Source organism: Streptomyces sp. NPDC032940 (assembly GCF_040636935.1).
GTDB lineage: Bacteria > Actinomycetota > Actinomycetes > Streptomycetales > Streptomycetaceae > Streptomyces.
In genome coordinates, this window is sequence record NZ_JBEZVJ010000014.1 from 125,531 (window position 1) to 151,626 (window position 26,096).

24 protein-coding genes are annotated in these 26,096 nt (G+C 74.4%); 12 read left to right on the forward strand and 12 right to left on the reverse strand.

Going from position 1 to position 26,096, the window contains the following annotated elements:
• On the forward strand, positions 1-546 hold the full coding sequence (locus AB0E77_RS19265; RefSeq protein ID WP_361572025.1) for a hypothetical protein: 546 nt from the start codon (positions 1-3) through the stop codon (positions 544-546).
• Between the two features lie 350 nt (positions 547-896).
• Here the strand turns inward: AB0E77_RS19265 and AB0E77_RS19270 are convergent, their stop codons facing one another.
• Positions 897-1,904, reverse strand: a complete 1,008-nt coding sequence (locus AB0E77_RS19270) for an O-antigen ligase family protein (RefSeq protein WP_361572028.1) — start codon at positions 1,902-1,904, stop codon at positions 897-899.
• Between the two features lie 302 nt (positions 1,905-2,206).
• On the opposite strand from AB0E77_RS19270, the gene lnt reads away from it, so the two are divergent.
• The 4 genes from lnt (at position 2,207) to AB0E77_RS19290 (ending at position 7,313) form a co-directional block, all read left to right on the forward strand.
• Positions 2,207-3,820 carry an apolipoprotein N-acyltransferase gene (gene lnt / locus AB0E77_RS19275; protein ID WP_361572030.1) on the forward strand — a complete coding sequence of 538 codons (1,614 nt, stop codon included), beginning with the start codon at positions 2,207-2,209 and terminating at the stop codon, positions 3,818-3,820.
• Between the two features lie 68 nt (positions 3,821-3,888).
• Positions 3,889-4,368: an NUDIX domain-containing protein gene (locus tag AB0E77_RS19280; protein WP_361572032.1), complete on the forward strand. Its 480-nt coding sequence runs from the start codon at positions 3,889-3,891 to the stop codon at positions 4,366-4,368.
• 54 nt (positions 4,369-4,422) lie between these two features.
• Positions 4,423-5,223, forward strand: coding sequence for a 3-hydroxybutyrate dehydrogenase (locus AB0E77_RS19285; RefSeq protein ID WP_361572035.1), 801 nt, complete (start codon positions 4,423-4,425; stop codon positions 5,221-5,223).
• A gap of 128 nt (positions 5,224-5,351) precedes the next feature.
• The gene (locus tag AB0E77_RS19290) at positions 5,352-7,313 is read left to right on the forward strand and encodes a GAF domain-containing protein (RefSeq protein ID WP_361572038.1); all 1,962 of its coding nucleotides are present in this window, start codon (positions 5,352-5,354) and stop codon (positions 7,311-7,313) included.
• Positions 7,314-7,355: 42 nt separating this feature from the next.
• Here the strand turns inward: AB0E77_RS19290 and AB0E77_RS19295 are convergent, their stop codons facing one another.
• The 4 genes from AB0E77_RS19295 to AB0E77_RS19310 all read right to left on the reverse strand — a co-directional run bounded on the left by AB0E77_RS19295 (position 7,356) and on the right by AB0E77_RS19310 (position 11,192).
• The gene (locus tag AB0E77_RS19295; RefSeq protein WP_361572040.1) at positions 7,356-8,735 is read right to left on the reverse strand and encodes an MFS transporter; all 1,380 of its coding nucleotides are present in this window, start codon (positions 8,733-8,735) and stop codon (positions 7,356-7,358) included.
• 241 nt (positions 8,736-8,976) lie between these two features.
• A complete protein-coding gene (locus tag AB0E77_RS19300) occupies positions 8,977-9,270 on the reverse strand; it encodes a DUF1330 domain-containing protein (protein ID WP_361572043.1) in 294 nt (97 codons plus the stop codon).
• A 33-nt stretch (positions 9,271-9,303) separates the two neighbouring features.
• The gene (locus AB0E77_RS19305; protein ID WP_361572045.1) at positions 9,304-10,737 is read right to left on the reverse strand and encodes an MFS transporter; all 1,434 of its coding nucleotides are present in this window, start codon (positions 10,735-10,737) and stop codon (positions 9,304-9,306) included.
• Positions 10,734-11,192: a MarR family transcriptional regulator gene (locus AB0E77_RS19310; protein WP_361572048.1), complete on the reverse strand. Its 459-nt coding sequence runs from the start codon at positions 11,190-11,192 to the stop codon at positions 10,734-10,736. The genes AB0E77_RS19305 and AB0E77_RS19310 overlap by 4 nt, the downstream gene beginning before the upstream one ends.
• A gap of 345 nt (positions 11,193-11,537) precedes the next feature.
• Between AB0E77_RS19310 and AB0E77_RS19315 the strand changes: the two genes are divergently transcribed.
• The gene (locus AB0E77_RS19315) at positions 11,538-12,875 is read left to right on the forward strand and encodes a M64 family metallopeptidase (protein ID WP_361572050.1); all 1,338 of its coding nucleotides are present in this window, start codon (positions 11,538-11,540) and stop codon (positions 12,873-12,875) included.
• Between the two features lie 79 nt (positions 12,876-12,954).
• Here AB0E77_RS19315 and AB0E77_RS19320 read toward each other — a convergent pair whose 3' ends face one another.
• The 3 genes from AB0E77_RS19320 to AB0E77_RS19330 form a co-directional block, all read right to left on the reverse strand.
• Entirely contained in the window at positions 12,955-13,566 is a 612-nt protein-coding gene (locus tag AB0E77_RS19320) for an MBL fold metallo-hydrolase (protein WP_361572052.1), read from the reverse strand.
• A gap of 369 nt (positions 13,567-13,935) precedes the next feature.
• On the reverse strand, positions 13,936-15,489 hold the full coding sequence (locus tag AB0E77_RS19325; protein ID WP_361572054.1) for a GMC family oxidoreductase N-terminal domain-containing protein: 1,554 nt from the start codon (positions 15,487-15,489) through the stop codon (positions 13,936-13,938).
• A gap of 223 nt (positions 15,490-15,712) precedes the next feature.
• On the reverse strand, positions 15,713-17,059 hold the full coding sequence (locus tag AB0E77_RS19330; RefSeq protein ID WP_361572057.1) for a hypothetical protein: 1,347 nt from the start codon (positions 17,057-17,059) through the stop codon (positions 15,713-15,715).
• Between the two features lie 112 nt (positions 17,060-17,171).
• Here AB0E77_RS19330 and AB0E77_RS19335 point away from each other — a divergent pair, with 112 nt between their 5' ends.
• Positions 17,172-18,425, forward strand: coding sequence for a molybdopterin-dependent oxidoreductase (locus AB0E77_RS19335; protein ID WP_361572059.1), 1,254 nt, complete (start codon positions 17,172-17,174; stop codon positions 18,423-18,425).
• Positions 18,426-18,759: 334 nt separating this feature from the next.
• Here AB0E77_RS19335 and AB0E77_RS19340 read toward each other — a convergent pair whose 3' ends face one another.
• The 3 genes from AB0E77_RS19340 to AB0E77_RS19350 are packed head-to-tail and all read right to left on the reverse strand — an operon-like array spanning position 18,760 to position 20,896.
• On the reverse strand, positions 18,760-19,554 hold the full coding sequence (locus AB0E77_RS19340) for a class I SAM-dependent methyltransferase (RefSeq protein WP_361572062.1): 795 nt from the start codon (positions 19,552-19,554) through the stop codon (positions 18,760-18,762).
• Positions 19,551-20,192, reverse strand: a complete 642-nt coding sequence (locus tag AB0E77_RS19345; protein ID WP_361572065.1) for a DUF2064 domain-containing protein — start codon at positions 20,190-20,192, stop codon at positions 19,551-19,553. The genes AB0E77_RS19340 and AB0E77_RS19345 overlap by 4 nt, the downstream gene beginning before the upstream one ends.
• Positions 20,189-20,896: a glycosyltransferase family 2 protein gene (locus tag AB0E77_RS19350; RefSeq protein ID WP_361572068.1), complete on the reverse strand. Its 708-nt coding sequence runs from the start codon at positions 20,894-20,896 to the stop codon at positions 20,189-20,191. The genes AB0E77_RS19345 and AB0E77_RS19350 overlap by 4 nt, the downstream gene beginning before the upstream one ends.
• Before the next feature lie 122 nt (positions 20,897-21,018).
• On the opposite strand from AB0E77_RS19350, the gene AB0E77_RS19355 reads away from it, so the two are divergent.
• Together AB0E77_RS19355 and AB0E77_RS19360 are read left to right on the forward strand one after the other, a co-directional pair.
• The gene (locus AB0E77_RS19355; protein WP_361572071.1) at positions 21,019-21,909 is read left to right on the forward strand and encodes a response regulator; all 891 of its coding nucleotides are present in this window, start codon (positions 21,019-21,021) and stop codon (positions 21,907-21,909) included.
• 2 nt (positions 21,910-21,911) lie between these two features.
• The gene (locus AB0E77_RS19360) at positions 21,912-23,024 is read left to right on the forward strand and encodes a HAMP domain-containing sensor histidine kinase (RefSeq protein WP_361572072.1); all 1,113 of its coding nucleotides are present in this window, start codon (positions 21,912-21,914) and stop codon (positions 23,022-23,024) included.
• 38 nt (positions 23,025-23,062) lie between these two features.
• Here the strand turns inward: AB0E77_RS19360 and AB0E77_RS19365 are convergent, their stop codons facing one another.
• Complete coding sequence (locus tag AB0E77_RS19365; RefSeq protein WP_361572074.1) at positions 23,063-24,064, reverse strand: NAD-dependent epimerase/dehydratase family protein; 1,002 nt, start codon at positions 24,062-24,064, stop codon at positions 23,063-23,065.
• A gap of 157 nt (positions 24,065-24,221) precedes the next feature.
• Between AB0E77_RS19365 and AB0E77_RS19370 the strand changes: the two genes are divergently transcribed.
• The 3 genes from AB0E77_RS19370 to AB0E77_RS19380 all read left to right on the forward strand — a co-directional run bounded on the left by AB0E77_RS19370 (position 24,222) and on the right by AB0E77_RS19380 (position 25,890).
• A complete protein-coding gene (locus AB0E77_RS19370; protein WP_361572077.1) occupies positions 24,222-24,761 on the forward strand; it encodes a GNAT family N-acetyltransferase in 540 nt (179 codons plus the stop codon).
• Positions 24,762-24,832: 71 nt separating this feature from the next.
• The gene (locus AB0E77_RS19375) at positions 24,833-25,453 is read left to right on the forward strand and encodes an alcohol dehydrogenase catalytic domain-containing protein (protein WP_361572079.1); all 621 of its coding nucleotides are present in this window, start codon (positions 24,833-24,835) and stop codon (positions 25,451-25,453) included.
• The gene (locus AB0E77_RS19380) at positions 25,444-25,890 is read left to right on the forward strand and encodes a zinc-binding dehydrogenase (RefSeq protein WP_361572082.1); all 447 of its coding nucleotides are present in this window, start codon (positions 25,444-25,446) and stop codon (positions 25,888-25,890) included. The genes AB0E77_RS19375 and AB0E77_RS19380 overlap by 10 nt, the downstream gene beginning before the upstream one ends.
• Positions 25,891-26,096: the final 206 nt, after the last annotated feature.

Consider the following 26,096-nt stretch of genomic DNA (forward strand, 5'->3'; position numbering starts at 1 on the left):
ATGAGGCATCGCCCCGGCGAGAGCACCCCCGCAGCCGACGTCTGGACCGGACGTGCCACCAACCGCGTCCAGTGGTTCCTGGCGCTCATCGGTGTCGCGTGTGTGGCTCTCGGTATCGCGCTGGCCGTCGAATCGGCCTGGGAGACCGGCATCGCCCCGCTGACCATGGCGGTCGTCGGCTGCATCGCGGCCGGACTGCTCGTGCTCTTCGGCACGCTGGCGTTCGTGCACGTCGCGCTGAGAGTCGACGAGGAGTGCCTCGAGGTGCGCTGCGGCCATATCGGCGTGCCCCGTCGGCGCATCCCCCTCTCGCACGTCGTGGGCGCCGAGTTCACCCCGCACGTCACCCCGCGGCACTGGGGCGGCTGGGGGTATCGCTGGCGGCCGGAGAAGGGCACGGCCGTCGTCGTACGGCGCGGCGAGGGCCTGGTCCTGCGGCTGTGGGACGGCCACACCTTCACCGTCACCGTGGACGACGCGGAAGCGGCCGTCCAGGTGATCAGGGACCGTCTCCGTCCGAAGACGCCGGGGCCGGCGGCGCACTGAGGCCGCGCGGGAGCGTCCCGCGGCGACGAGGTCTACGGGCGCCGTCCCATGGCCCCGGGCCCCGGAGAACCGCCACCCTCCCGTGTCGCCCATCCCGTGTCGCCCTTCGCCCCGATGTGCCGCCCGCCGGCCCGTGTGTCGACTGCCGGCCCCGTGTGTGCCGTCCGTGTGCGCAGGCCCGTGCGTGCCGGTCGTCGCACGTGTCGCCTGCCCGCCCGTGTCGAGTGCGTCGGCCCTCAGCACCGGCGTCGACATCAATGACGCGCGCCAGCCCGTCCGTGTCCGTGCGCCGGCCCGCGAGTCCCCGCGGGCCGGAGTGCCCCGCCCGTCCGTCCGGTACCCCCGGCCGGTCACCTCGACGCCCGGCGCCCCTGCCGCCCCCTCCCCGGCGCCGTCGCCGGCGGCTCGTCGGTGAGGGGGCGGGCCGTGGCCAGTCCCGCGAGCAGGCCCGCGCCCACCGACACGGCGGTGAAGCTCAGGGCGTTGCCGACCGCCGCGATGACGGCCAGCCCGGTGAGCGCCACGCCCGCGGTCAGCGCGACCGGCGTCGGGCGCGGCGAGCGCCACAGCGCGTACAGCACCCAGCCGAAGGCCGCGCCCAGCAGGACGACACCGACCACGCCCTGCTCGGCCGCCTGCTGCCAGGTCGCCGAGTGGGGCCTGCCGTCGGCCGCCGCCGACAGCCGCGCCGCCGGACTCAGCTCACCGAATCGCCCCGGGCCCACGCCGAGCAGGGCGTCCCCGCGCAGCAGGTCCAGCGCGTCGCCCCAGAGCAGGACGCGGGAGGAGGTCAGCCGTCCCTCCACCGACTCGGCGAGACCGTCCGGCAATGCGGCCCGCGCGGCGACCGCCCAGGTCAGGGCGGCCACCAGCCCGGCCACCAGAGCCAGCGCGGCGAGCGCGGCACCGCGGCGGCGGACACGGCCGGCGACGAGCGAGCACAGGAGCACCCCGGCACAGGCCACGCAACCGGCGGCCGAGCCCAGGACGGCGGCGGTCACGGCGATGCCCGCGGCCAGCAGACGCAGTACCAGCCGCACGGCCGGGACCGGACTGGCCCAGGCCCCGCAGCACAGGGCGCCCGCCGACAGGACCAGCAGGGCCGCGGTGGCGCCGGCGTGCCCGAGCGGCACCGTGATCCGCGGTCCGGTCACCAGCTGCGGCAACGCCACCGTCAGGGCGGCGCCGGCGAGCCCCGCGGCGCAGGCGGCGGCGACCGGGAGGAGCGCGCCGCCGATCCGCCCCACGGCATAGCCGGCGGCCACCGCCAGCACGGCGAGCAGCACCCCCTCCGGACGCCCGGCGTGTGCCGCGGCCGTGATCAGCGACCAGGACGCACAGGCCCCGAGGATCAGCACGCCCGCCGCGTCCGACCGGCTCCGTCTCTCACCGTCCGCCGCCGCAGCGGCCGCGGACCTCCGCCCCCTCGCACCCACCGTGTCCCCCGCCCGTGTCGCCCCCGACCTCGACGGGCCCCCGCCGCACGGACGACAGGACCGGGCGACCGAGGCTCCGGCACACCGTAACGGCTGGTCGGCGGATTGGGCCCGGCCCGGCGGCCGGTTGTGCCGAAACGTTGCGGCGCCGGTCGCCCGAGGGCCCCGCCGGCCCCTCGAACCGTGCTGTCGGCCGCGTCGGCACGCGCCGTACACTCCGGTGGGTGACCGTCACCGCAACCACCGTCGGCGAGCCGGACCGGCTGAAGCCGCAGGCCGCACCCGCCTCGCGTCTCGCCGCGCGGCTCACGCGCCTGTACCCGGCCGCCGCAGCCGCGCTCTCCGGAGTGCTGCTCTACGTCAGCTTCCCGCCGCGCACCCTGTGGTGGCTGGCCCTGCCCGCCTTCGCCGTCTTCGGCGCGGTGCTGCGCGGCCGGAGCTGGAAGGCGGGCCTCGGCCTCGGTTACCTGTTCGGTCTCGGTTTCCTGCTGCCCCTCCTGGTGTGGACCGGGGTGGAGGTCGGCCCCGGCCCCTGGCTCGCCCTGGTCGTCATCGAGGCCGTCTTCGTCGCACTCGTCGGGGCGGGTGTCGCCGCGGTGTCGCGGCTCCCGGCCTGGCCGCTGTGGGCGGCGGCCGTGTGGATCGCCGGAGAGGCCGCACGCGCGCGCGTGCCCTTCCACGGCTTCCCCTGGGGGAAGATCGCGTTCGGACAGGCGGACGGCGTGTTCCTGCCGCTCGCCGCGGTCGGCGGCACACCGGTGCTCGGCTTCGCGGTCGTCCTGTGCGGCTTCGGCCTCGCAGAGACCGTCCGTCTGGCCGTCGGCGCACGCCGCACCCGGACCGTACGACGGGGCGCGGCGGCAGCGGCCCTGCTCAGCGTGGCCGTGCCCGTCGTGGGCGCCGTGGCCGCCCGGCCGCTGGTCACCGACGAGGCGGAGGACGGTACCGCGACCGTCGCCGTGATCCAGGGCAACGTGCCCCGCGCCGGCCTCGACTTCAACGCCCAGCGCCGCGCCGTGCTCGACCACCACGCGCGCGAGACGGAACGCCTGGCCGCCGAGGTCGCGGCGGGCAAGGCCGAGCGCCCCGACTTCGTGCTCTGGCCGGAGAACTCCTCCGACATCGACCCCTTCGCCAACGCCGACGCCCGCTACATCATCGACCGGGCCGCAAAGGCGATCGGCGTCCCCGTCTCGGTCGGCGGCGTCGTCGAGCGCGACGGCAAGCTGCTCAACGAGCAGATCCTGTGGGACCCGGAGAAGGGCCCCGTCGACACCTACGACAAACGGCAGATCCAGCCCTTCGGCGAGTATCTGCCGCTGCGCTCGCTGATCGGGGCGATCAACGACGACTGGACGTCCATGGTCAGCCGGGACTTCAGCCGCGGCACCGAGCCCGGCGTCTTCACCATGGCCGGCACCCGGGTCGGCCTCGTCACCTGCTACGAGGCGGCCTTCGACTGGGCCGTGCGCTCCGAGGTCACCGACGGCGCCCAGCTGATCTCGGTGCCCAGCAACAACGCGACCTTCGACCGCAGCGAGATGACCTACCAGCAGCTCGCGATGTCCCGTATCCGCGCCGTCGAGCACAGCCGGACCGTCACCGTGCCGGTGACCAGCGGCGTCAGCGCGATCATCATGCCGGACGGCCGGATCACCCGGAAGACCGGCATGTTCGTGGCGGACTCCCTGGTCCAGGAGGTGCCGCTGCGTTCCTCCGAGACCCCCGCCACCCGGTGGGGCGTGTGGCCGGAGATCGCCCTCGTGCTCGTCGCGGCCGGCGGGCTCGGCTGGGCCGTCGGCGCCGGTGTGCGCCTGCGGCGCGCCCGCGATGTGTGACCGTCCGCCCGCCGCACGCCCCGCTGCGTCTCCGGAAGCGGCCCGCCCGGTTCGTTAGGGTCGGACGCATGCCTACTCCCGACTTCATCCGCGACCTGCGCGCCTGTGCCGGACACCAGCTGCTGTGGCTTCCCGGGGTCACCGCCGTCGTCTTCGACGAGGAGGGGAGGGTGCTGCTGGGCCGGCGGGCCGACAACCGGCGCTGGTCGCTGATCGGGGGCATCCCGGAACCCGGGGAGCAGCCCGCCGCCTGCGCCGTGCGCGAGGTGGAGGAGGAGACCGCCGTCCGGTGCGTCGTCGAGCGGCTGGTCCTCGCCCAGGCCCTCGCCCCGATCACCTACGAGAACGGCGACATCTGCCAGTTCATGGACATCACCTTCCGCTGCCGGGCGGTCGGCGGCGAGGCCCGGGTCAACGACGACGAGTCGCTGGACGTCGGCTGGTTCGCCGTGGACGCCCTGCCGGATCTCGGGGAGTTCGGGCAGTTCCGGATCAAGCAGGCCCTGTCCGACGCACCCACATGGTTCGAGCCCACTGATTCTCTCTGAACTGTGGGGCGTGCCCACATGTGGCGCCGGGTGGGCCCTGCCTAGGGTCGGGACATGACCTCGCCCAGTGTCCTCCCGGCCCCCCACGCCTCCCCGCTCGACCTCGGCGGGCGCACCGCCCTCGTGACCGGTGCCGCCGGCGGCATCGGCCGCGCCTGCGCGCTGCGGCTCGCCGCCGCCGGGGCGAAGGTCAGAGCGGTCGACCGGGACGTCGCCGGGCTGGACGCGCTCACCGGGCTCGCCGAGGACCTCACGGGCACCGTCGAACCGCACGTCCTGGACCTGACCGACCTGGACGCCGCCGAGCAGGCGGCCGCCGGCACCGACGTCCTCGTGAACAACGCGGGGCTGCAGATGGTGCGGCCGCTGGAGGAGTTCCCGCCGGACGTCTTCCACACGGTGCTCACGGTCATGCTGGAGGCCCCCTTCCGCCTGATCCGCGGCGCCCTGCCCCATATGTACGGGCAGGGCTGGGGTCGCATCGTGAACATATCCTCCGTGCACGGACTGCGCGCCTCCGCCTACAAGGCGGCCTACGTGTCCGCCAAGCACGGACTGGAGGGCCTGTCCAAGACGGCGGCCCTGGAGGGAGCCGCCCACGGCGTCACCTCCAACTGCGTGAACCCCGCCTACGTCCGCACCCCGCTCGTGGAGAAGCAGATCACCGACCAGGCGCGGGCGCACGGCATCCCCGAGGAGCAGGTGCTGTCCGACGTACTGCTGCGGGACAGCGCGGTGCGGCGGCTCATCGAACCGGAGGAGGTCGCCGAGGCCGTGGCGTACCTGTGCGGCCCGCAGGCCTCCTTCGTCACCGGCACCTCCCTCGTCCTGGACGGCGGCTGGACCGCGCACTGACCGTGTGCCGAGCAGGGCGGGGCCCGGCGGCCCAGTTCTCCACAGGGGCGCCGGGAGGCCCCGCCTCCGGTGGCCCGGGTTGTCCACAGGGCTGCCGGGACGACCGTGTGATGGGTGATCCTGTGAGCATGTCCCGCGATCACGCGCAGTCCGCCGAGCCTCCCGTTCCCGGCGCCGGGGCGCCGGAGCAGCCCGCGGCGCCCGCCGGTGCCGAGACGCCCTTCCTGAAGCTGCTGGCCAGGGGGGCCTCCGCCGACGCCTACGAGCAGCCGGTGCTCCTCGCCCGCGCCGAGGGCGCACCGGCCGGGCGGATCGCCGGGCTGGAGCGGGCCAAGCTACTCGCGCTGCGCGTGCGCTCCGAGCTGGAGGGACGGCGCCGGCGGGAGGCCGAGCTGTCGGCGCTGTTCGAGACGGCCCACGACCTCGCCGGGCTGCGCGACCTGGACGCCGTGCTGCGCGCCATCGTGCAGCGGGCCCGCTCGCTGCTGGGCACGGACGTGGCCTATCTCAGCCTCAACGACCCTGCGCGCGGCGACACCTACATGCGCGTCACCGAGGGCTCCGTCGCCGCCCGCTTCCAGCAGCTGAGGCTCGGCATGGGGGAGGGACTCGGCGGCCTCGTCGCCCAGACCGCCCGGCCCTACGTCACCGAGGACTACTTCGAGGACGCCCGTTTCCAGCACACCCGCACCATCGACACCGGCGTCCGGGACGAGGGGCTCGTCGCCATCCTCGGCGTCCCCCTCATGCTCGGCCACCACGTCATCGGCGTGCTGTTCGCGGCGGACCGGCGCGCCCGGGTCTTCGAACGGGAGCAGATCGCCCTGCTCGGCTCCTTCGCGGCCCTCGCGGCGGCGGCCATCGACACCGCGAACCTGCTCGCGGAGACCCGCTCGGCCCTCGCCGAGCTGGAGCGGGCCAACGAGATCATCAAGGACCGCAGCGGCGTCATCGAACGCGCCTCCGACGTCCACGACCGGCTCGCGGAACTGGTCCTGCGCGGCGGCGGCGTCCACGACGTGGCCGCGGCGGTCTCCCAGGTCCTGGCCGGCACCGTCGAGTTCACCGAGGCCGCCGCGGCACCCGCGAAGGCCCTGGAGGCGTCCCGCGCCGAGGGACACGCGGTGCGGCACGACGACGACTGGATCGCCGCCGTCGCCGCCGGCGGCGAGCTGCTCGGCGCCCTCGTGCTGCGCGGCCATCCCGGACTCGACCCCGTGGACCAGCTCACCCTGGAGCGGGCCGCGATGGTCACCTCCCTGCTGCTGCTCGCCCGGCGCTCGGCGGCCGAGGCCGAACAGCGGGTGCGGGGCGAACTGCTCGACGACCTGCTCGACGCCCGCGACCGAGACCCGCGCCTGCTGCGCGAGCGCGCCCGGCGCCTGCACGCCGATCTCGACGCCACGCACGTGGTCCTCGCCGCCCGCCTCGACGCCACCGCGCCCGACGCCGACCAGGAGGCGGACGCCCGCCGGCGCCTGTGGTCCGCGGCCTCCCACCTCGCCGCCACCCGGCACGGCCTGGCCGCCGCCCGCGACGGCGGCACGGTACTCCTGCTGCCCCTCGACGCCCGGGACGGCGCCACGGAGCTGGCCCGCCGTACCGCGCGGGACCTGGGCACCGCCGTCCACGAGGCCGTCACCGTCGGCGCCTCCGCGCCCGTCTCGGACCTCGCCGCCCGCCCCGAGACCGTGACCGCCGCCTACACCGAGGCCCGACGCTGCCTGGACGCCCTGCGGCTGCTGAGCCGCTCCGGGGACGGCGCCGCCGCCGAGGACTTCGGGTTCCTCGGGCTGCTCCTGGCCGGCGACCGGGACATCGCCGGCTTCGTCGACCGGACCATCGGCCAGGTCGTCGACTATGACGAACGGCGCGGCACCGAGCTGCTGCGCACCCTCGACGCGTACTTCGCCTGCGGCATGAGCCCCGCGCGCACCAAGGACGAGCTCCACGTCCACGTGAACACGGTCGCGCAGCGCCTGGAACGCGTCGGCCGCCTCCTCGGCGACGACTGGCAGAGCCCGGCCCGCACCCTGGAGATACAACTGGCCCTGAGACTCCACCGGTTGTCGGCCCCGGCACGGCGCTGACCCCCGCACGCGGGGGCGTACGGGGGTCGGCGGGCGCTGCGTTCAGGCGGTACGGGCACCCGTGGGACGGGAGTCCGCCGGCTCCGCGGCACCGTCCTCACCGGGAGCGACGTCGGCGAGGTCCCGGTGACGGGTCTCCTTGGCCACGCCCACGGCGACCAGCGTGAGCAGGGCCGAGGCGATGACGTAGAGGGAGATGGGCGTCGAGCTGTCGTACTCGGACAGCAGCGCGGTGGCGATCAGCGGCGCGGGGGCACCGGCCGCGACCGACGCGAACTGGGCGCCGATCGAGGCACCGGAGTAGCGCATCCGGGTCGCGAACATCTCGGAGAAGAAGGCCGCCTGGGGCGCGTACATCGCGCCGTGCAGCACCAGGCCCACGGTCACGGCGAGGAGGAGGCTGCCGAAGTGCCCGGAGTCGATGAGCAGGAAGAACGGGAACATCCACAGCCCGACCCCGGCCGCGCCCAGCAGATACACGGGGCGGCGGCCGATCCGGTCCGACAGCGCACCCCAGGCCGGGATGACCGCGAAGTGCACGGCCGAGGCGATCAGCACCGCGTTGAGGGCCGTCTGCTTCGACACGTCGGCGGCGGTGGTGGCGTAGACGAGGATGAAGGCCGTGATGACGTAGTAGCTGATGTTCTCCGCCATCCGCGCGCCCATCGCGATCAGCACGTCCCGCCAGTGGTGGCGCAGCACGGCGACGAGGGGAAGCGGTTCGGCGTCCGCCTTGCGCGCCTCGGCCTGCGCCAGCGCCTCCTTGAAGACGGGGGACTCGTCGACGGACAGCCGGATCCACAGACCGACCATGACCAGCACGCCGGAGAGCAGGAACGGAATCCGCCAGCCCCAGCTGGTGAACGCGGCGTCCGACAGCAGCGCCGTCAGCGCCGACAGCACACCGGTGGCCAGCAGTTGTCCGGCCGGCGCACCGGTCTGCGGCCACGAGGCCCAGAAACCGCGGCGCCGGGCGTCCCCGTGCTCGGACACCAGCAGCACGGCACCGCCCCACTCGCCGCCGAGTGCGAAGCCCTGAACGAGCCGCAGCACGGTCAGCAGCACGGGAGCGGCCGTGCCGACGGTCGCGTGCGTCGGCAGCAGCCCGATCGCGAAGGTGGCCCCGCCCATCATCAGCAGGCTCAGCACCAGCAGCTTCTTGCGCCCGAGCCGGTCACCGTAGTGCCCGAAGACCAGCGCGCCCAGCGGACGGGCGGCGAAGCCGACGGCATAGGTGAGGAACGACAGCAGGGTGCCGACCAGCGGGTCCGAGTCCGGGAAGAACAGCTTGTTGAAGACGAGGGCGGCGGCGGAACCGTAGAGGAAGAAGTCGTACCACTCGATGGTGGTGCCGATGAGGGACGCGGCGACGATGCGCTTGAGGTTGCCGGGTGTCGGGGGAGCGGATGCTGCGGAGGCCATGTGCGCCACTTCCTCGTGTGCGGTGGGGACGGGTACGTGTCGGCACACCGTAGAAACACGCAGGTCAAGCGCACATGTGGTGGGGCAACATAGTTCGGGGCCCGGGTATGCGCGCGCCCACCATGCTGACTCGGCGTAGGCGGCTCGGGGGAAGCCCGGGAAGGCGGGAACGCGGGCCATCTGGGAAGTGGGGCGGGGTGATTCGACGTCGCGGTGCCGGCTCCCGTGCCGACTTCCCCGGTCAGTCGATGCCTTCGACGATGCGGAAGTCGCGCTCGACGCCGTCGGCGAGGGCGGCCAGCGCCTCCTGGTAGGCCGCACTCGCGTGCGTCGCGACGGCCTGCTCGAAGCTGTCGAACTCGACCAGGACGGTGCGTTCGGCGATTCCGGCGTCGTGCGCCACGACCCGACCGCCCCGTACGAGTGTCCGGCCGCCTCCGGCCTCGACGGCCCGAGCGGCCAGTTTGTTGTAAGCGGCCAGCTTCTCCGGCTCCGAGATGGTGCGGTAGACGCTGACCCAGTAGCCCTTGGGCATGGAACCTCCAGTGATGGGATGCGTGCATCTGACTTACGGGTTGGTCTCGGACGTGCGTCGGCGGGCGAGGGCGAGGCTGGTCAGCGTCGTGATCGTCATGGCACCGATGCCGGCCAGCGCCGCGGTGGTGTAGGCGCCGTCGTCGGGGAAGAGGCGGCCGGGGCCGGTGCCCGCGGTGAGGATCAGGCCGCCGGTGGCGCTGCCCAGGGAGTACCCGACGCTGCGGACGACGTAGTTGAAGCTCATGGCGCTCGACGTCTCACTCCTGGGGGTGACGGCCAGGATGACGCCGGGCATCGCGGCCGAGAAGCCGCCGACGCCGAAGCCGAGCACGCCCATCGCCGCGAACAGTTCGGCCAGGTCCGACCGGGCCGCCGCGAACAGGGCGAACCCGCCGCCGACCACGACGGCGCTGCCGGCCAGGAGCAGGGGATCGGTGATCCGCGTCCGCATCCGTGGCGTGAGCTTGCCGGCGACGAACCCCAGCACCGAGAACGGGATGAGGACCAGCCCGGCGACGAAGGTCGTCAGTCCGAAGCCGTAGCCGGCGCCGTGCGGCGTCTGCGCGTACCGGGTGATGAGCGTGAGCAGGAGGTACATGCCGATCCCGCCGACGAACATGGCGAGGTTCGCCCCGGCGACCGCCGGGTGCCGCACCGCCCGCACATCGACCAGAGGCGTCGTGCTGCGCAGCTCTACGACGGCCCAGACGCAGAGCAGCACCGCCGCGACGACGGCGAGGCCCGTGGCCACGGCGAGGTGACGGCTCCACAGGTTCCGGTCGCCCGCGAGGAACAGCACCAGGAGCAGCGCGGCGGCCAGGACGACCGCGCCTGCCACGTCCACGCGGGCGGAACGGCCTTCCGGTGCTTCGGGCACGGAGCGCCACGCGGTCAGGAGGGCGGCGGCGGTGACGACCAGGCCGAGGCCGTACGCGGCCCGTACCCCGCCGAGCTCGGCGAGCAGTGCGGCCAGCGGGTAGCCGACGCCGGCCCCGATGATCGAGACCACCGAGATCAGGGAGATCGCGGCCGCGCTGCGCTCCTCGGGGAGGTGGTCCCGGGCCACGCCCATCATCAGCGCCGTCAGGCCGAGCCCGACGCCCTGGGCCGCTCTGCCGGCCAGCAGCCACGCGAAGGGCAGCGGCAGTACGGTGAGTGCGCTGCCGGCGACGACGACCGCCAGCGTGGCGAGGATCGTCGTCCGCCGGTGCGGGCCGGCTCCGAGCCGGCCCAGGACCGGTGTGGCGACGGCCCCGCTCAGCAGCGCGACGGTCAGCGTCCACTGCGCGCTGCCGAGCGACACGTGGAACGAGGTGGCCACGCTGGTGATGAGCGGCGTCCCGAGGCTGGCGACCGCCGCCACGACCAGTGCGATGAACGTCAGGGCGGGGACCAGCAGCCGATCCTCGGAACGCGCCACCGGGAGCCCCTTCGCCGCGACCCCGCCGGCCGGCTGTCCGGTCACCGCTCGGGCCCTTCGCGGTCCTGGCTCTCGAGCTCTGCCAGATGCCTCAGTGCCGGAAGGGCCGCCGCCAGCGCCTCGACCTCGTCGCCGGTGAGCCCGCCGATCAGCCGCTCGAACGCCTGGACGCCCGACTGGTGCCGCGTCCGGACATAGGAGGCGCCGGCCTCGGTCAGGCACACCAGCGTGACCCGCTTGTCGGCCGCGTCGCCCCGCCGCTCGACCAGGCCGGACTCCTCCAACCCCCGGACCAGGGTGGTCATCGCGGGCTGGGTGACGCCCTCGGCCGCGGCCAGATCGGTGATACGCCGCGGGCCGGTCCGCTGCAGGGTGGCCAGGGTGGCGGCGGACGTCAGGCTCATGTCCCGGGGCAGGCGTCTCGCGGCTCTGGTGGCCAGGCCGTAGAGGGCTGCCCCGATGGCGGCGGACGCGTCGGTGGGGGTGTTCTGACGACTCATGAGGCGAAGCATAGCATTTTTATATTTATTGATTATGTAAATCGCTCCGCCGGGCCGGGCCGGGCGGAGGTTCGGGGCGGGCCGGCGGCTGGGAGGCCGGGAGGGGGTGCGTGGGTGGAGCTCCCCAACAGCCCTTGCCACAAGGCGCGTAGACCCCTAACTTAAGCGGCGAAGTAATCAGATTTACCTCTCTATTTACATCGCCGGGCGTACCGGTTTCATCTCCTGGGGGGCCGGACACCGCGACCGCCCGTGCCCCCGGTGGCGACCACCGCCGACCACGGGCCGCATCCCCACGCGCCACCCCACCCCGCCAAGCAAGCACACCCAAGCAGGGAGATCCCCGTGCACATAGGCATGCGCAGAACCGCGGTGGCAACCGCCCTCACCCTCTCCGTGGTCCTGCCCGCCACCGGCGTCGCCGGCGCCGCCGACGCACCGACGACCGACACCGGCTCGCACGTCGACGTCGAGTACTTCCGCGACCCGGACGGTGAGGGCGCACGCACCAGCGTCCCCGCGAGCAGCCCGTACGCCGAGCCCGGGACCGCCGCCCGGCAGCGCACCGCCACCGCTTCCGAGGACGGCGAGGTCGTCCCGATCGCCGAGACCGGTCCGACCGCCGACCGCCTGGACGTCACGATCATCGGCGACGGCTACACCGCCGACGAGCAGGACGACTTCCTCGCGGACGCCCGCACCAAGTGGGACGAGGTCACCGGCATCGACCCGTACAAGAGCTACGAGGGCCTCTTCAACGTCTGGGCGGTGAAGGCCGTTTCCCAGGACAGCGGCGTCACCGGCGATCCGGGCCGGGACGTCGTCAGGAACACCGCGCTCGGCTCGTACTTCTGGTGCAGCGACACGGAGCGCCTGGTCTGCGTCGACCTCGACAAGACGAAGGTCTACGCGGACAAGGCACCGGCCACCGACTTGGTGATCGTGGTCTCCAACTCCACCAAGTACGGCGGCGCCGGCTACTCCGGGCTCGCGTCGGACTACGGCTACGACGGCGTCTCCACGCTCTCCTCCGACAACGACCGGTCCACCCTGATCGCCGCGCACGAAATGGCCCACTCCATCGGCCTCCTGGCAGACGAGTACCAGTACGCCGGCTACGGGGACTACCCGTACTCCGAGCCCGCCTACCCCAACGCCTCGACCCTGACGGCGGACGACATGGCGGCGCAGCGCACCAAGTGGGCGGCGTGGCTCGGCGAGGCCGACCCGAGCGGCGGCGTCGTCGGCACCTACGAGGGCGCCGACTACTACGAGTACGGCGTCTACCGTCCCACCGAGAACTCCATCATGCGGGCCCTGAACACCGACCAGTTCAACCTCCCCGGCCGGGAGGCGATGATCGCCGGCTTCTACCGGTCCGCCAACGCCCTCAGCCCGCTGGTCGACACCTCCGTCACCGTTCCACGCTCCACCCGGCTCTCCGTCGAGCTCGCCGACCTGGGCACGGGCATCTCGCGCCCCCAGGTCCGCTGGTACGTCGACGGACGCGAGGCCAGGCAGGCCCGCGGCAGGACGTCCGTCGTGCCGGCCGCCCTCGGTGTCCCGGCCGACCGGCGCACGCACAAGGTGACCGCCGAGGTGACCGACACCACGTCGGCCGTCCGCAGCCCCGCGGTTCGCGACCTCACCTCCAACTCGGCCACCTGGACCGTCAAGCGCTGACACACTCTCCGGCCCGTCCGCACCGAAGCAGGAAGGCAGCGACGACGCGGCCCCCGCAACCCGGAGGGCCGCGTGGGTGCTACGTCGCGCGGTACCTTCCCTTCCCGGCTTGCGTGACCAGTCCCCTGTCGATCAGCCGCTCCAGGTGCTGCACCGCTGTCCGTCGTTCGACCGGACCCACGTGCGGGCCCTCGACATGACGGCGGTAGACCAGCCGGTGTTCGGCGATCTCCTCGACGGTCCGCGGCTCGTCGAGGAACGCCAACAGGGCCGCGTCGCGCCTCTCCACCACTGCGGCGAAGTCGTCCAGCCGCCCGCGGAACTGCCCGGCGCCCTCGATCACGCCCTTCTGATGGGCCGTGCCGTACCAGCGGACACCGATGTCCCGGCACCGGCGCACGGAGGACTCGAAATCGGTGAGACTGCTGCCGACGTCTCCGTAGAACGGACCGAACGACGTCAGATCGATGTCCGCCACGAAGAGGAAGCCGTCCGGCTCGATCAGGAAGCCGCTGTGGCCCGGCGTGTGGCCCGGAAGGTGGACGACGGTCACGGTGCGGCCGCCGAGATCGAACACCGTGCCGTCCTCGAACCCCGCGGCGTCGGGACGGTCCCGCACGTGGAAGTGGTCGCGCAGCATCGTGCGGGTGGCCTCGGTGGCGTCCGGGGGGAGGCCGTAGCCGTCGGCCATGACCTCGGGTGACCGCAGCGCGGCCAGGTTCCTTCTCGTGGACGCGGACGGGCACGTCGTAGTCGGCGAGTCCCGCGACGTGGTCCTCGTGCGCGTGGCTCACGAGGACCAGGTCCGCCGGTGGTGCCGCCCCGACGAGCGACAGCGAGGGGTCGATGACCAGTGTCTCGGCGGTGCCGCGCACCAGCACGGAGTTGGCGTAGGGATAGGCGCCGAGATCGGCGCCCACCAGCACGGTGACGCCGCCGTACTGCCTTTCCGTGTATGCGGGGATGGGCAACGCCCTCACTCCTTCGTCCGCGTGCTTCACGGGTGCACGGGCTTCATCAGGCCGCAGGCGGTCCGGGCGGCCCCGCGGCGGACCAGGCGTCACGCGGCTCCCTTGAGGAGGTCGGCCGCCTTCTCCGCCGCCATGATCGTGGGCGCGTTGGTGTTGCCGCGCGGCACCGCCGGGAAGACGGAGGCGTCGACCACCCGAAGGCCCGGCACGTCGTGGACCCGCAGCTCGGGGTCGACCACCGCGCCGATCGCGCACGTCGACGTCGGGTGGTACAGCGTCTGCCCGGACTGCTGCGCCCAGGCCAGGAGGTCAGCGTCCGTGTACGAGGGCGGCACGTCGAAGGGCGCCGTGACCAGGTCGGCCACCGCAGGCTGGGCGGCGATCTCCAGAGCGATGCGGATGCCGGCGACGAGGCTCGCCCGGTCCTCCGGGGTCGTCAGGTAGTTGTGCACGATCCGGGGTGCCGCGTCCGGACGGGGGGAGCGCAAGGTCACCGCGCCACGGCTCGTGGGAGCGACCACGCACGGGCCGAAGGAGAAGCCGTGCCCGGTCGGCGCGCCGAGGCCCTCCTGATGGAAGAGCACCGGCGCGGCGTGGAACTGCACGTCGGGGGCGTCCAGTTCGGGACGGCTGCGGAAGAAGCCACCGGCCTCACCGACATTGGAGGTCAGGGGGCCGCGCCCCTCGTTCTGCAACAGGGCCGCGTTCTCGGGGCTGGCCGCGTTCATCAGCGACTCGGTGTCGGTGAGGAAGTTGAGCAGCGCCATGTAGTGGTCCTGGAGCCCCTGCCCGACCGGCAGATCGCGGACGACCTCGATGCCGAAGGCCGACAGGGCGGCGGCGGGGCCGATACCGGACAGCATCAGCAGCTTCGGGGACTCGTAGGCTCCGGCGGACAGGATCACCTCGCGCTCGGCCCGCACGACCTCGACGACGCCGTCCCGCTCCACCTCGACGCCCGTCGCGCGGCCGCCGTCGAGTATCACGCGGTGGGCGCGGGCCGCGGGGAGCACGGTGAGGTTGGGCCGGTCGAGGGCGGGGTGCAGGTAGGCGACGGCGGCGCTGCAGCGGAGACCGCCGCGCTGCGTCAACTGGTAGCGGCCGACGCCGGACTGGGTCGCGCCGTTGAAGTCGTCGTTCGTCTTGTGCCCGGCCTGTTCGGCGGCCCGTACGAACGCCGAGACGAGCGGGTGCCCGGACCTGCCGTCGCTGACCGTCAGCGGCCCGTCCGCCCCGTGGTAGAGGTCCGCGCCCCGCTCGTTGGCCTCCGAGCGCCGGAAGTACGGCAGCACGTCGGCGTACGACCACCCCTTGGCCCCGGCCGCGGCCCAGCCGTCGTAGTCGGCGCGGTTGCCGCGGATGTAGATCATCGCGTTGATCGAGCTGGAGCCGCCGAACACCTTGCCGCGGGGCAGGTAGGTCCGCCGACCGCCGATGCCCGGTTCCGGTTCCGAGTCGAGGTCCCAGTCCAGCGCGGACTTGAACAGCTGCGGGAAGGCGGCCGGGACGTGGATCTCCTGCGCGGTGTCGGGGCCGCCCGCCTCGATCAGCGCGACCCGCACGTCGGGGTCCTCCGAGAGTCGCGCCGCGAGGACACAGCCCGCGGATCCGGCACCGACGATGACGTAGTCGTACATGCTCATCCCGTCTCTCGAACGAATACGGCGAACCTGACGAACGAACAGAGGTCACTCTGCCCTGGGTTCGCGGCGTCGTCCTGGGAGTCGCGGAGATGCGTCGGGATCCGGCCGCGCGAGGACCGGATATGCCCGGGTCGCCGAGTGCCCGGCCGTCTGCCGCCGGACTCCTGGCCCCATGTGCCGCCCCGGACTCCCGGGTGCTCGGCCGCGGGGACGCCCCGGACGGTCACCAGCCGGTCGCCAGCAGGTGGTTGAGGAGGAGCGGCAGCGTCACCTGGGCCGCCAGCCAGGCGCGCGGGCGCCCCAGCAACGCGCAGGCCGCGAGGAGCCACAGGGCGAAGGGCAGCCAGATGCGCTCCGTCTCCGCCTTGCTCATGCCGGACAGGTCGGCGGCCAGCAGGGCGAGCAGCGCCGCGGACACGAGGAACGCCAGACGGAACTCCTGGGCGTCCGCGCCGCCCCGGCGCCGCCACCGGGCCGCCACCGTACCCCCGGTCCGCCACAGGCCCGCCGCCGTGGCCAGGCCCGTGATGAGCACCGTGCAGGCGAGATTGGCCCACACCCAGTAGCCGTAGGGACGGATCCCGCCCGCGCCCTCGAAGTAGCGCGTGACCAGCAGGTGGTACGCCTCCCACCAGTCGAACCCCGCCGCCGTGAAGGCGACCGGCACCACCGCCGCCCCCACCAGCAGCGGCACCAGCAGCACCGGCCGCTCCCGCACGCCCCGCCGGCCGAGCAGCAGCACCGCCGCCGCGATCAGCGCGAACAGCGTCAGGCCGTACGACAGATAACAGGTCAGCCCGAACAGCAGCCCCGAGCCCGCCGCCCACCCCGGCGAACGACGGGTGACCGACAGGGCCAGCAGCGCGACGGCCCACGCGGCGACCGCCGCGAAGTAGCCGTCGGCGGACGTGCCCGTCCACACCGCGGCCGGTGCCAGGACCAGGAAGGGCGCCGCACGCCGGGCGAGCCGCTCCCCGGCCAGCGCCCGCACCGCCACCAGCACCGCCACGCAGCCCGTCGCGCCCACGGTGATGGTCCATGCCCCGGCCCAGCCCCCGCCGCCGAGCCCGGTCCGGTCGAGCAGCACATAGGTGAGCGTGGCCGCCGGAGGGTGACCGGCGACATGGGCGGGCCAGTTGTCGGGGGAGTGGAGCAGGATGTGGCCGGTGAAGTCGCGCAGGGTCGCCGGGACGTCGTGCCAGCGGCCGACGACCGAGAGGTACTCCTGACGGGTGGTGAGCCGCCCGGCCACGCCCCGCTGCCAGCCGTCGACCAGCGCCAGGGACCAGATCCAGGCCATCGACATGCCCCAGGCCGCCGGCAGCAGCGCGCGCCACGGCAGCCGGGCGGCGACGGCCGGGCCGTACGCCACGCCCGCAACCGCCACCAGCACGGCCGCCGGAGTGCCCGGGCCCAGGTGCGGGCCCCAGCGGCCCAGCAGCGGAGGCCAGCCGACGATCAGGTCGTCGTAGCCGTACACGTACCGGCCGACCAGGACGGCGGCAGTCACGAGCAGCACGGCGGCGACGGCGGCGTACAGGTCGCGGGGGACGGGGCGCAGGCGGGTCACCCCGGCACCGTAGGCCGACGGGTCGCGCGACGGGCGGTGCGCACAGCGGACGTCAGCGTTTCGTCATGGGTCGAGGGCCGTTTCGGGGCCGGCCGCGGCCTACCGTCGGGGCATGCGCGACCTCGCCCCACGGCTTCCCTCCTCGCCGGGCTTCTGGCGCAGCCCGCTGCGCGGCACCTGGTTCACGTCGGTGCTCGGCCTCGTCCTGCTCGCCGGCATCACGGTCCTCTTCGTGACCGGGCTGCTGTCCTACGCCGCCTACAACCCCGGCCTGTCCCCGGTCAACGACAAGACACCGGACAAGGGGATCCTCGGCTTCTACCTCTTCGCCTGGCCGACCCGCCCCTCCTGGCTGTACCGGCTCACCCAGGGCGTCCACGTCACCCTCGGGCTGGCCCTGATCCCGGTGCTGCTGGCCAAACTGTGGTCGGTGGTGCCGAGGCTGTTCTCCCTGCCGCCGGCCCGCTCGCTCGCCCGTGCACTGGAGCGGATCTCGCTGCTCCTGCTGGTCGGCGGCGTGCTCTTCGAGTTCGTCACCGGGGTCCTCAACATCCAGCTGGAGTACCTCTTCCCCGGCTCCTTCTACCCGCTGCACTTCTACGGCGCCTGGGTCTTCTTCGCCGCGTTCGCCGCGCACGTCGCGCTGAAGGCGCCCGCCGCGCTGCGGACCGTACGGCGCGTGCGCGCGGGGGCCGCCGAGGAGTCCGACGACGGCCTGCGGCCGCCGCGGCCCGACGCGCCGACCGTGTCGCGGCGCGGGGCGCTGTGGACGGTCGGCGGAGGCTCGCTGCTGCTCCTCGCCACCAGCGCCGGGCGCTCCTTCGACGGTGCCGCGCGCCGGACGGCCCTGCTCACGCCGCGCGGCGGACCCGAACCGGGCCACGGCCCGAACGGCTTCCAGATCAACAAGACCGCCGCGTACGCGGGCATCGACGCTGCCGAGACACGCGAGGACACCTGGCGGCTCGTCGTCGTGGGCCCCGCCGGAACGATCCGCCTCGGCCGTGCCGACCTGCTCCGGCTGCCGCTGCACAGCGCCGCGCTGCCCATCGCCTGCGTCGAGGGCTGGTCGACCTCCGACCAGTGGTGGCGCGGGGTGCGGCTGCGCGACCTCGCCACGCTGGCGGGCTTCGACGACGACCCGCCGGACGTGCTCGTGGAGTCCCTCCAGCGGCACGGCGCCTTCCGCAGCGGCGCCCTGCGCGCCAACCAGGTCGCCGACCCGCACTCCCTGCTCGCCCTGTACGTCAACGGCGAGACGCTGAGCCCGGACCACGGGTACCCGGCGCGGATCATCGTGCCCGCGGCACCCGGCGTGCTCAACACCAAGTGGGTGGCCCGGATGACGTTCGGGGAGCTCGGATGAACGGCCCGCGCAGGCCGTCGGCGCGGCTGCGGGCCGTGATCGGCAGCCCCCTCCAGATCCTCCTGCTCGGCTGCTCGTTCGCCCTCGCGGGCTACGCGGGCGTGCGCCTGCTCGCCGACGACTGGTTCGGCGTGGCCCTGTGGTTCGTGGGGGCGGCGCTGCTGCACGACCTGGTGCTGCTGCCGCTGTACGCGGCGGCCGACCGGGCCGTCCTACGGGGGCTCGGCGCGATGCGCCATCGCGACCGGGCCCTGTACGTACGCGTCCCGGCCGCCTACTCCGGGCTGCTGCTGCTCGTGTGGTTCCCGCTGATCAGCGGGCGCGTGGACGAGCGTTACCGGTCCGTGGCCGGGCTGTCCGCGGACGGTTTCCTGGCCCGCTGGCTGCTGATCACGGCCGTGCTGTTCGGCGGCTCGGCGCTGCTGCTCGCCCTGCGGCCGCTGCGCAGCGCGACGAAGCGGCGCTCCCCGGACGCCCACTGAGCGGCCGTCCGCCAGCCGGTGGCGCTCGCGCGGCGCAGCAGGGCGCGGGTGCCGATCCGCGCCCAGGGGAAGGGGCGGCCCGGCGCCCGGGCGTCGGTGACGTCGACGACCTGCACCTGGGCGCGTTCGTCGACGTCGGCGGCGACCGTCTCGGCGATCAGCAGGCCGCCGGGCGCGAGGAGCGCGGCGACGCGGCTGAGCAGGGCGCCCGGGTCGCCGCCGATGCCGACGTTGCCGTCCATCAGCAGAACGGTGTCCCAGCGTCCCTCGCCGGGCAGCGGCTCGAACACGGAGCGCCGCAGCGACGGTCCCCCGCGTTCCGCGGTGCGGCTCACCGCGGCCTCGCTGACGTCGACGCCGAGCACGGTCCGGCCACGGGCGGCGAGTTCCGCCACGAGCCGGCCGGGACCGCAGCCCACGTCGAGCACGGCGCCCTCGCACCGGGCCAGCACCTCCAGGTCCACCGCGTCGGCCCGGGCGCACCAGCGCTCCACCTCCAGGGGCAGCAGCCAACCGTCGGCGCGGCGCAGGAACAGCGGCCCGTGTCCGGACCGCAGGGCGGCGTCGTAGGGGTCGGAGGCCTCCCAGGCCCGGGCGGCGGGGAACGCGTACCGCCGGCCGGCGAGCGGACGCGCGGCCCCGTTCACCGGCTTCCCCGGGGACGGCCGGCGACCGGGGCGCACGCGCCCAGCCGGGCGGCGAACCGGCCGTGCGGGGCCAGCGCGGCCACGGCCCGGGCGTCGGCCGCGGTGTCGACGTCGCGCAGGGGCGGCAGGTCCCGTACCCGCAGCCCCGCCCTCACGAGCCGCTCGCGCTGCACGGCCCCCGTGACCGGCGTCGACATGGGCACGCCGCGCAGCAGTGCGGGGTCGGGCCGGGCCAGGCCCAGGGCCCAGAAGCCGCCGTCCTCGGCGGGACCGAAGCAAGCGTCGCAGTCGCGGAAGTCCACGTCGAGGAGGTCCGGCGTCACCTGCGGGGTGTCCATCCCGATCAGCAGGGCCGGCCCCGTGCAGCCCGCGAACGCCTCGGCGAGCCGCATGTCGAGGCCGCCCGCGCACTGCGGGACCACCTCGAAGCCGGGCGGCAGCCAGGGGCCGGGGGCGCCGTCCAGCACGAGCACCCGGCGCGGTGCGGGCGTCGCGGCCACCGCGGCCAGGGTGTCGGCGAGCGACGCCTCGGCCAGCGCGGCCGCATCGGCGGGGGAGAAGGGCGGGGTGAGCCGCGTCTTGACCCGGCCGGGACGCGGCTCCTTGGCGACGACGAGAAGGGTGGTCGTGCCGGTCACCTCGGACCCTCCTCGGAAACCCGGCCGCGGGCCGGTGCCTCGGCCAGCACGCGGCGCATGTCGCGCACCGCGTGCCACGTGCCGCGCCAGGTGCCGGTCACCTTCGATGCACCGGTGCGGGGCAGGTACGGCACGTCGTGCTCGGCGATCCGCCAGCCCGCGTCGGCGGCCCGCACCACCATCTGGAGCGGATACCCGCTGCGCCGGTCGGTCAGGTCCAGCGCGAGCAGTCCCTCGCGGCGCGCCGCCCGCAGCGGGCCGAGGTCGCGCAGACGCAGGCCGGTGCGCCGGCGCAGCATCCGGGCCAGGGCCAGATTGCCCGCACGGGCGTGCACGGGCCACGCGCCCCTGGCCTGCGGACGTCTGCGGCCGAGCACCAGGTCGGCCGTGCCGGCACGGATCTCGCGGACGAAGGACGCCAGCAGGGACGGGTCGAGGGAGGCGTCGCAGTCGCAGAAGCAGACGACGTCCGCGGTCGCGGCGCTCAGCCCGGCGTGACAGGCGGCGCCGAAACCACGGCGCGGTTCGCTCACGACCGTGGCACCCAGCGAACGGGCGAGGTCGGCCGAGCCGTCGGTGGAGCCGTTGTCGACGACGAGTGCCCGCCAGCCGGCCGGAACACGGGCCAGGACCCAGGGGAGGGCACCGGCCTCGTTGAGGCAGGGAAGCACGACGTCGACGTCCGGAGGGGGAGAGGTGGTCACGGCCTCACCCTACGAACCGGAACCGGACGAAACGGGCTTCCACTCCTTACGAAACTCGGACGTCGCAGCCCCCGCCGGGCTCGCTAGGGACGCCGGCGACGGGGTGGTGCGAGGCTGGGCGCATGCACCAGCAGCCTCACCCGCCCGCCCCCACGGACACGGACCCCGTCCCGGCCCCCGACGGCGTCCGGGACGAAGGCCCGGTCCCCGACGGCGTCCGGGACGAAGGCCCGGTCCCCGACGGCGTCCGGGACGAAGCCCCGGTCCCCGACGGCGTCCGGGACGAAGGCCCGGCCGCGCCCGCCCGTATCCCGGCCGCCCCGGCCCGCATCCTGGTCGTCGACGACGACCCCGTCGTCGCCGAGGTCGTCGCCGGGTACCTCGATCGCGCCGGCTACCGCGTCGACCGGGCCGACGACGGCCCGGCCGCGCTCGGCCGGGCCGCCGAGCACCTGCCGGACCTGGTGGTCCTGGACCTGATGCTGCCCGGCATGGACGGCCTCGAGGTGTGCCGGCGGCTGCGCGGCCACGGGCCCGTGCCGGTCGTCATGCTGACCGCCCGCGGGGACGAGGACGACCGCATCCTCGGCCTGGAGGTCGGCGCCGACGACTACGTGACCAAGCCCTTCAGTCCCCGGGAGCTGGTGCTGCGGGTGGAGTCCGTCCTGCGCCGCACCCGGCCCGCGGCGGCCGTCCCCGGCCCGCCCGCCGCGGCCGGCCTGGCGGTCGACCCCTCCGCACGCCGGGCCACCAAGGGCGGCTGTGAACTGGCCCTGACACTGAGGGAGTTCGACCTCCTCGCCTTCTTCCTGCGCCATCCGGAACGGGCGTTCTCCCGGGAGGAGCTGATGCGGGAGGTATGGGGCTGGGACTTCGGAGACCTGTCCACCGTCACCGTCCACGTCCGGCGGCTGCGCGGCAAGATCGAGGACGATCCGGCCCGGCCCCGCCTGGTCCAGACGGTGTGGGGCGTGGGCTACCGCTTCGACCCCGCCGGACGGGAGGCGGACTGACCGTGCACGACACCCTCGTCATCGCCCTCTACGCCTTCGCCGGCGCCGCCGCCGCCGGCCTGGGCGGCGCGGCCGTGCTGCGGCTGATCCGGCGGCGCTCGCTCACGGCCTCGCTGGCCGTGGTGGCGGCGGTCGCCGTCCTCGCGATGCTCGCCGGTACGCTGGCCGTCGCCTGGGCGATGTTCCTGTCCCCGCACGACCTGACCGTCGTCACGACCGTGGTGGCGATGGCGGCCGTCGTCTCCCTGGCCACCGCATTGCTGCTGGGCCGCTGGGTGGTCGCCCGAAGCCGCGAACTGGCCGCCGCGGCACGGTCGTTCGGCGACGGAGGCGGCTACGCGGCCCCCGCCACCCCAGGCACCGCCGAACTGGACGCGCTCAGCCGCGAACTGGCGGCCACCAGCGCCCGGCTCGCCGAGTCCCGGGAGCGCGAGCGCGCCCTGGAGACGTCACGGCGTGAGCTGGTCGCCTGGATCTCGCACGACCTGCGTACCCCGCTGGCCGGTCTGCGCGCCATGTCCGAGGCGCTCGAGGACGGGGTCGCCGCCGACCCCGACCGCTATCTGCGGCAGATCCGCACCGAGGTGGAGCGCCTCAACGACATGGTCGGCGACCTCTTCGAACTCTCCCGCATCCACGCCGGCACGCTCGCCCTCGCCCCGGCCCGCATCTCGCTCTACGACCTGGTCGGCGACGCCCTCGCGGGCGCGGACCCGCTCGCCCGCGAGCAGGGCGTACGGCTGGTCGGCGACGCCGTGGCGGCCGTGCCGGTGGAGGTGGACGGCAGGGAGATGAGCCGGGTCCTGGGCAATCTGCTGGTCAACGCGATCCGCCGCACCCCGGCCGACGGCACGGTCGCGGTCGCCGCCGAGCGGTCCGCCGACGGTGTCGTGGTCTCCGTGACCGACGGCTGCGGCGGCATCCCCGAGGAGGACCTGCCGCGCGTGTTCGACACCGGGTGGCGCGGCACCCACGCCCGCACCCCGCCGGCCGGCGCGGGCCTGGGCCTCGCCATCGTCCGCGGCATCGTGGAGGCGCACCGGGGCCGCGCCACGGTCCGGAACATCCCGGGCGGCTGCCGCTTCGAGGTGATCCTGCCCCTGGCGGACGCCTGAACCGGACCCGCCGACAGCGGGGACGGACCGGGCCGGGGCTACTCGGTGCGCAGATCCGCCCGCGCGAACTCCTGCATGCCCCGAGCGAATCCCACCCGGGGCCGCCAGCCCAGGTCGGACCGCAGCCGCGCGGAGTCGGCGGTGATGTGGCGGACGTCGCCGAGGCGGTACTCGCCGGTGACGACGGGCTCGGGCCCGCCGTGGGCGGCGGCCAGGACAGCCGCCATCTCGCCCACCGTGTGCGGCTCGCCGCTGCCGGTGTTGTAGGCGGTGAGGGTGCCGGCGGCAGGCCGGGCCTCCAGCGCCGCGACGTTCGCCGCGGCCACGTCCCGCACGTGCACGAAGTCCCGGCGCTGGAGGCCGTCCTCGAAGACGCGCGGGGCCTCGCCGCGGGCCAGCGCGGAACGGAAGAACGAGGCGACACCCGCGTAGGGCGTGTCCCGGGGCATCCGGGGCCCGTACACGTTGTGGTAGCGCAGCGACACCGCCGTCGAGCCGGTCGTCCTGGCCCAGGCGGCGGCCAGGTGCTCCTGGGCCAGCTTGGTCGTGGCGTACACGTTGCGCGGGTCGGCCGGGGCGTCCTCGCCGACCAGGCCCGGGGTCAGGTCCGCGGCGCACACGGGGCACGTCGGCTCGAACCGGCCCGCGTCCAGGTCGGCGGCGGCACGGGGTCCCGGTCGCACCGTTCCGTGGCGGGGACAGTCGTAGCGGCCCTCCCCGTAGACCACCATCGACCCGGCGAGCACGAGACGCCGCACGCCCGCCCGGGCCATCGCGGTGAGCAGGACCGCGGTGCCGAGGTCGTTGCGCGAGACGTACTCCGCCGCGTCCGCGAAACCGGCGCCGAGCCCGACCATCGCCGCCTGGTGGCACACGGCGTCCACCCCGGCCAACGCGTGCCCGACGGCGTCGGAGTCGCGGACGTCGGCGCCGGGGTCCTCGCGGACGTCGTAGCCGACGGGCTCGTGCCCGTGCTCCCGCAGGGACTCCACGACATGGGACCCGATGAACCCGGCACTGCCGGTGACCAGTACGCGCATACGCTCACGTTAGGTCCGCTCCAGCCGCGGGCCGGGCACCGCGGCCGCCACGTCACGGCTCCGTAAGAACCCGCCCCGGCGTCCGCGGCCCTGTGCCGGCATGCCAGCGGCGGGCGTTCACCGGCAGGTCGGGCCGGCCGGCTGCCAGCGTGCGCGGATGGAAGATCTGGGACCGGTGGCGTGGCCGCCCGAGCCGATCCGCACCGAGCGGCTGCTGCTCCGGCAGCCCGAGGCTCGGGACCGGGCGACCTTCGTCGAGCTGCTCGCCTCGCCGGAGGTGCACACCTACCTCGGCGGTCCCCGCCCACGCGACGTCCTCGAGCGCGAGATGCCGGAGGTGCCCCAGCGACGGCCCGGGAGCTTCGTCGTCGAACGCGACGGTGCGATGATCGGACAGGTCCTGCTCAGGCGGGCGACCGACGGCCATCGCCCGGCCGCCGTGGGCAAGGCGGACCTCGGATACCTGTTCCTGCCGCGGGCGTGGGGTCACGGATACGCCGCCGAGGCGTGCGCGGCGGCACTCGCCTGGTTCGACGGCGCCCGTCCCGGTGAGCCGGTGGTGCTCGCCACCCAGACCGCCAACCTCGCCTCGATGCGCCTCGCCGCGAAACTGGGATTCACCGAGGTGGAGCGGTTCCGGGCGTGGGACGCCGAACAGTGGCTCGGCATGCGGTCACCGCACACGCCGCCCGGTTGAGCCGTGCGGCGGACGCGCCGACACCGGCGGCGTCGACGGTCCCCGCGGTGACGGTGCCGCACGATCGAGTGATGACGAACCGCCTGATGCGCGCCGCCGTCCTCCGTCGCCACGGAGACCTGGACGCGCTCGAGCTGCGCACGGACTGGCCGCTGCCCGAGCCCGGCCCCGGCCAGGTCCTGGTCAGGGTGACCGCGGCGGCGCTGAACAACACGGACGTCTGGACGCGCGAGGGGGCGTACGGGCTGCCCGGGCGGCCGGAGGCGAAGGCGGGGTGGCGGGGGCCGCTGGAGTTCCCGCTGATCCAGGGCGGCGACATCGCCGGCGCCGTCGCGGAAGCCGGCGGCGGAGTACCGGCGAAGTGGACGGGCCGCCGGGTGCTGGTCGATCCCGCCTTCTACGCCGACGACCGTGAGGACGCCCCGCCCGTCGGTCTGCTGGGCAGCGAACGGGACGGCGGCTTCGCCGAGTACGTCGTCGTGGACGCCGACCGGCTGCACGACATGAGCGACTCCCCGCTCTCCGACCAGGAACTGGCCGCCCTCCCGGTCGCCTACGGCACGGCGACGGGCATGCTGGAGCGGGCGGAGATCGGCAGTGGTGAGACGGTGCTCGTCACGGGGCCTCCGGCGGGGTGGGCCTGGCCCTGGTGCAGCTCGCGGCGGCCCGCGGAGCACGGGTGGTGGCGCTGACCAGCGCGGCCAAGGCCGCCGCGCTCGAGGAGGCCGGCGCCTCGGCGACGCTGCCCCGCGACGCGGACCCCGCCGAACTGGAACGCCGGCTGGCGCGGACGGCGCCCGAGGGCCTGGACGCCGTCGCGGACGTGGCGGGAGGGCCCTGGCTCGAGCGGCTCCTGCCCGCGCTCCGGGAGAACGGACGCTGGGTCATCGCCGGCGCCGTCGCGGGCCCCGTCGTCACCTTCGACCTGCGCCGCCTCTACCTGCACAACCTCCGCCTCATCGGCTCCTCGATGCACACCCGCGCCCACTTCGCTGCCCTGGCCGGACTGGCCCGCACCGGGCACGTGCGGCCCCGCGTCGCGGAGTCCTTCCCCCTCGGCGACATCCACGCCGCGCAGAGGGCGTTCCGAGCCGGCAGGCACGTAGGGAAGATCACCGTCATTCCGTGACGCGTCCGTTTCCCCGGACCACCTTCCCCAGGGCGTAAGGGAATTGACGGAAGAGCCGCACCGACAGGCGCGTCGGTGCATTTCCCCCAGAAACAGTTGGCCGCCGTTCTGTTAATTTTTGCGCCACTCGCCGACCTTGTCATGGGCGCGTCCGAATAGGAGGGTTCCCCATGCGGACGCGGCCTTCCTTCTCCGCCGCGATCCGC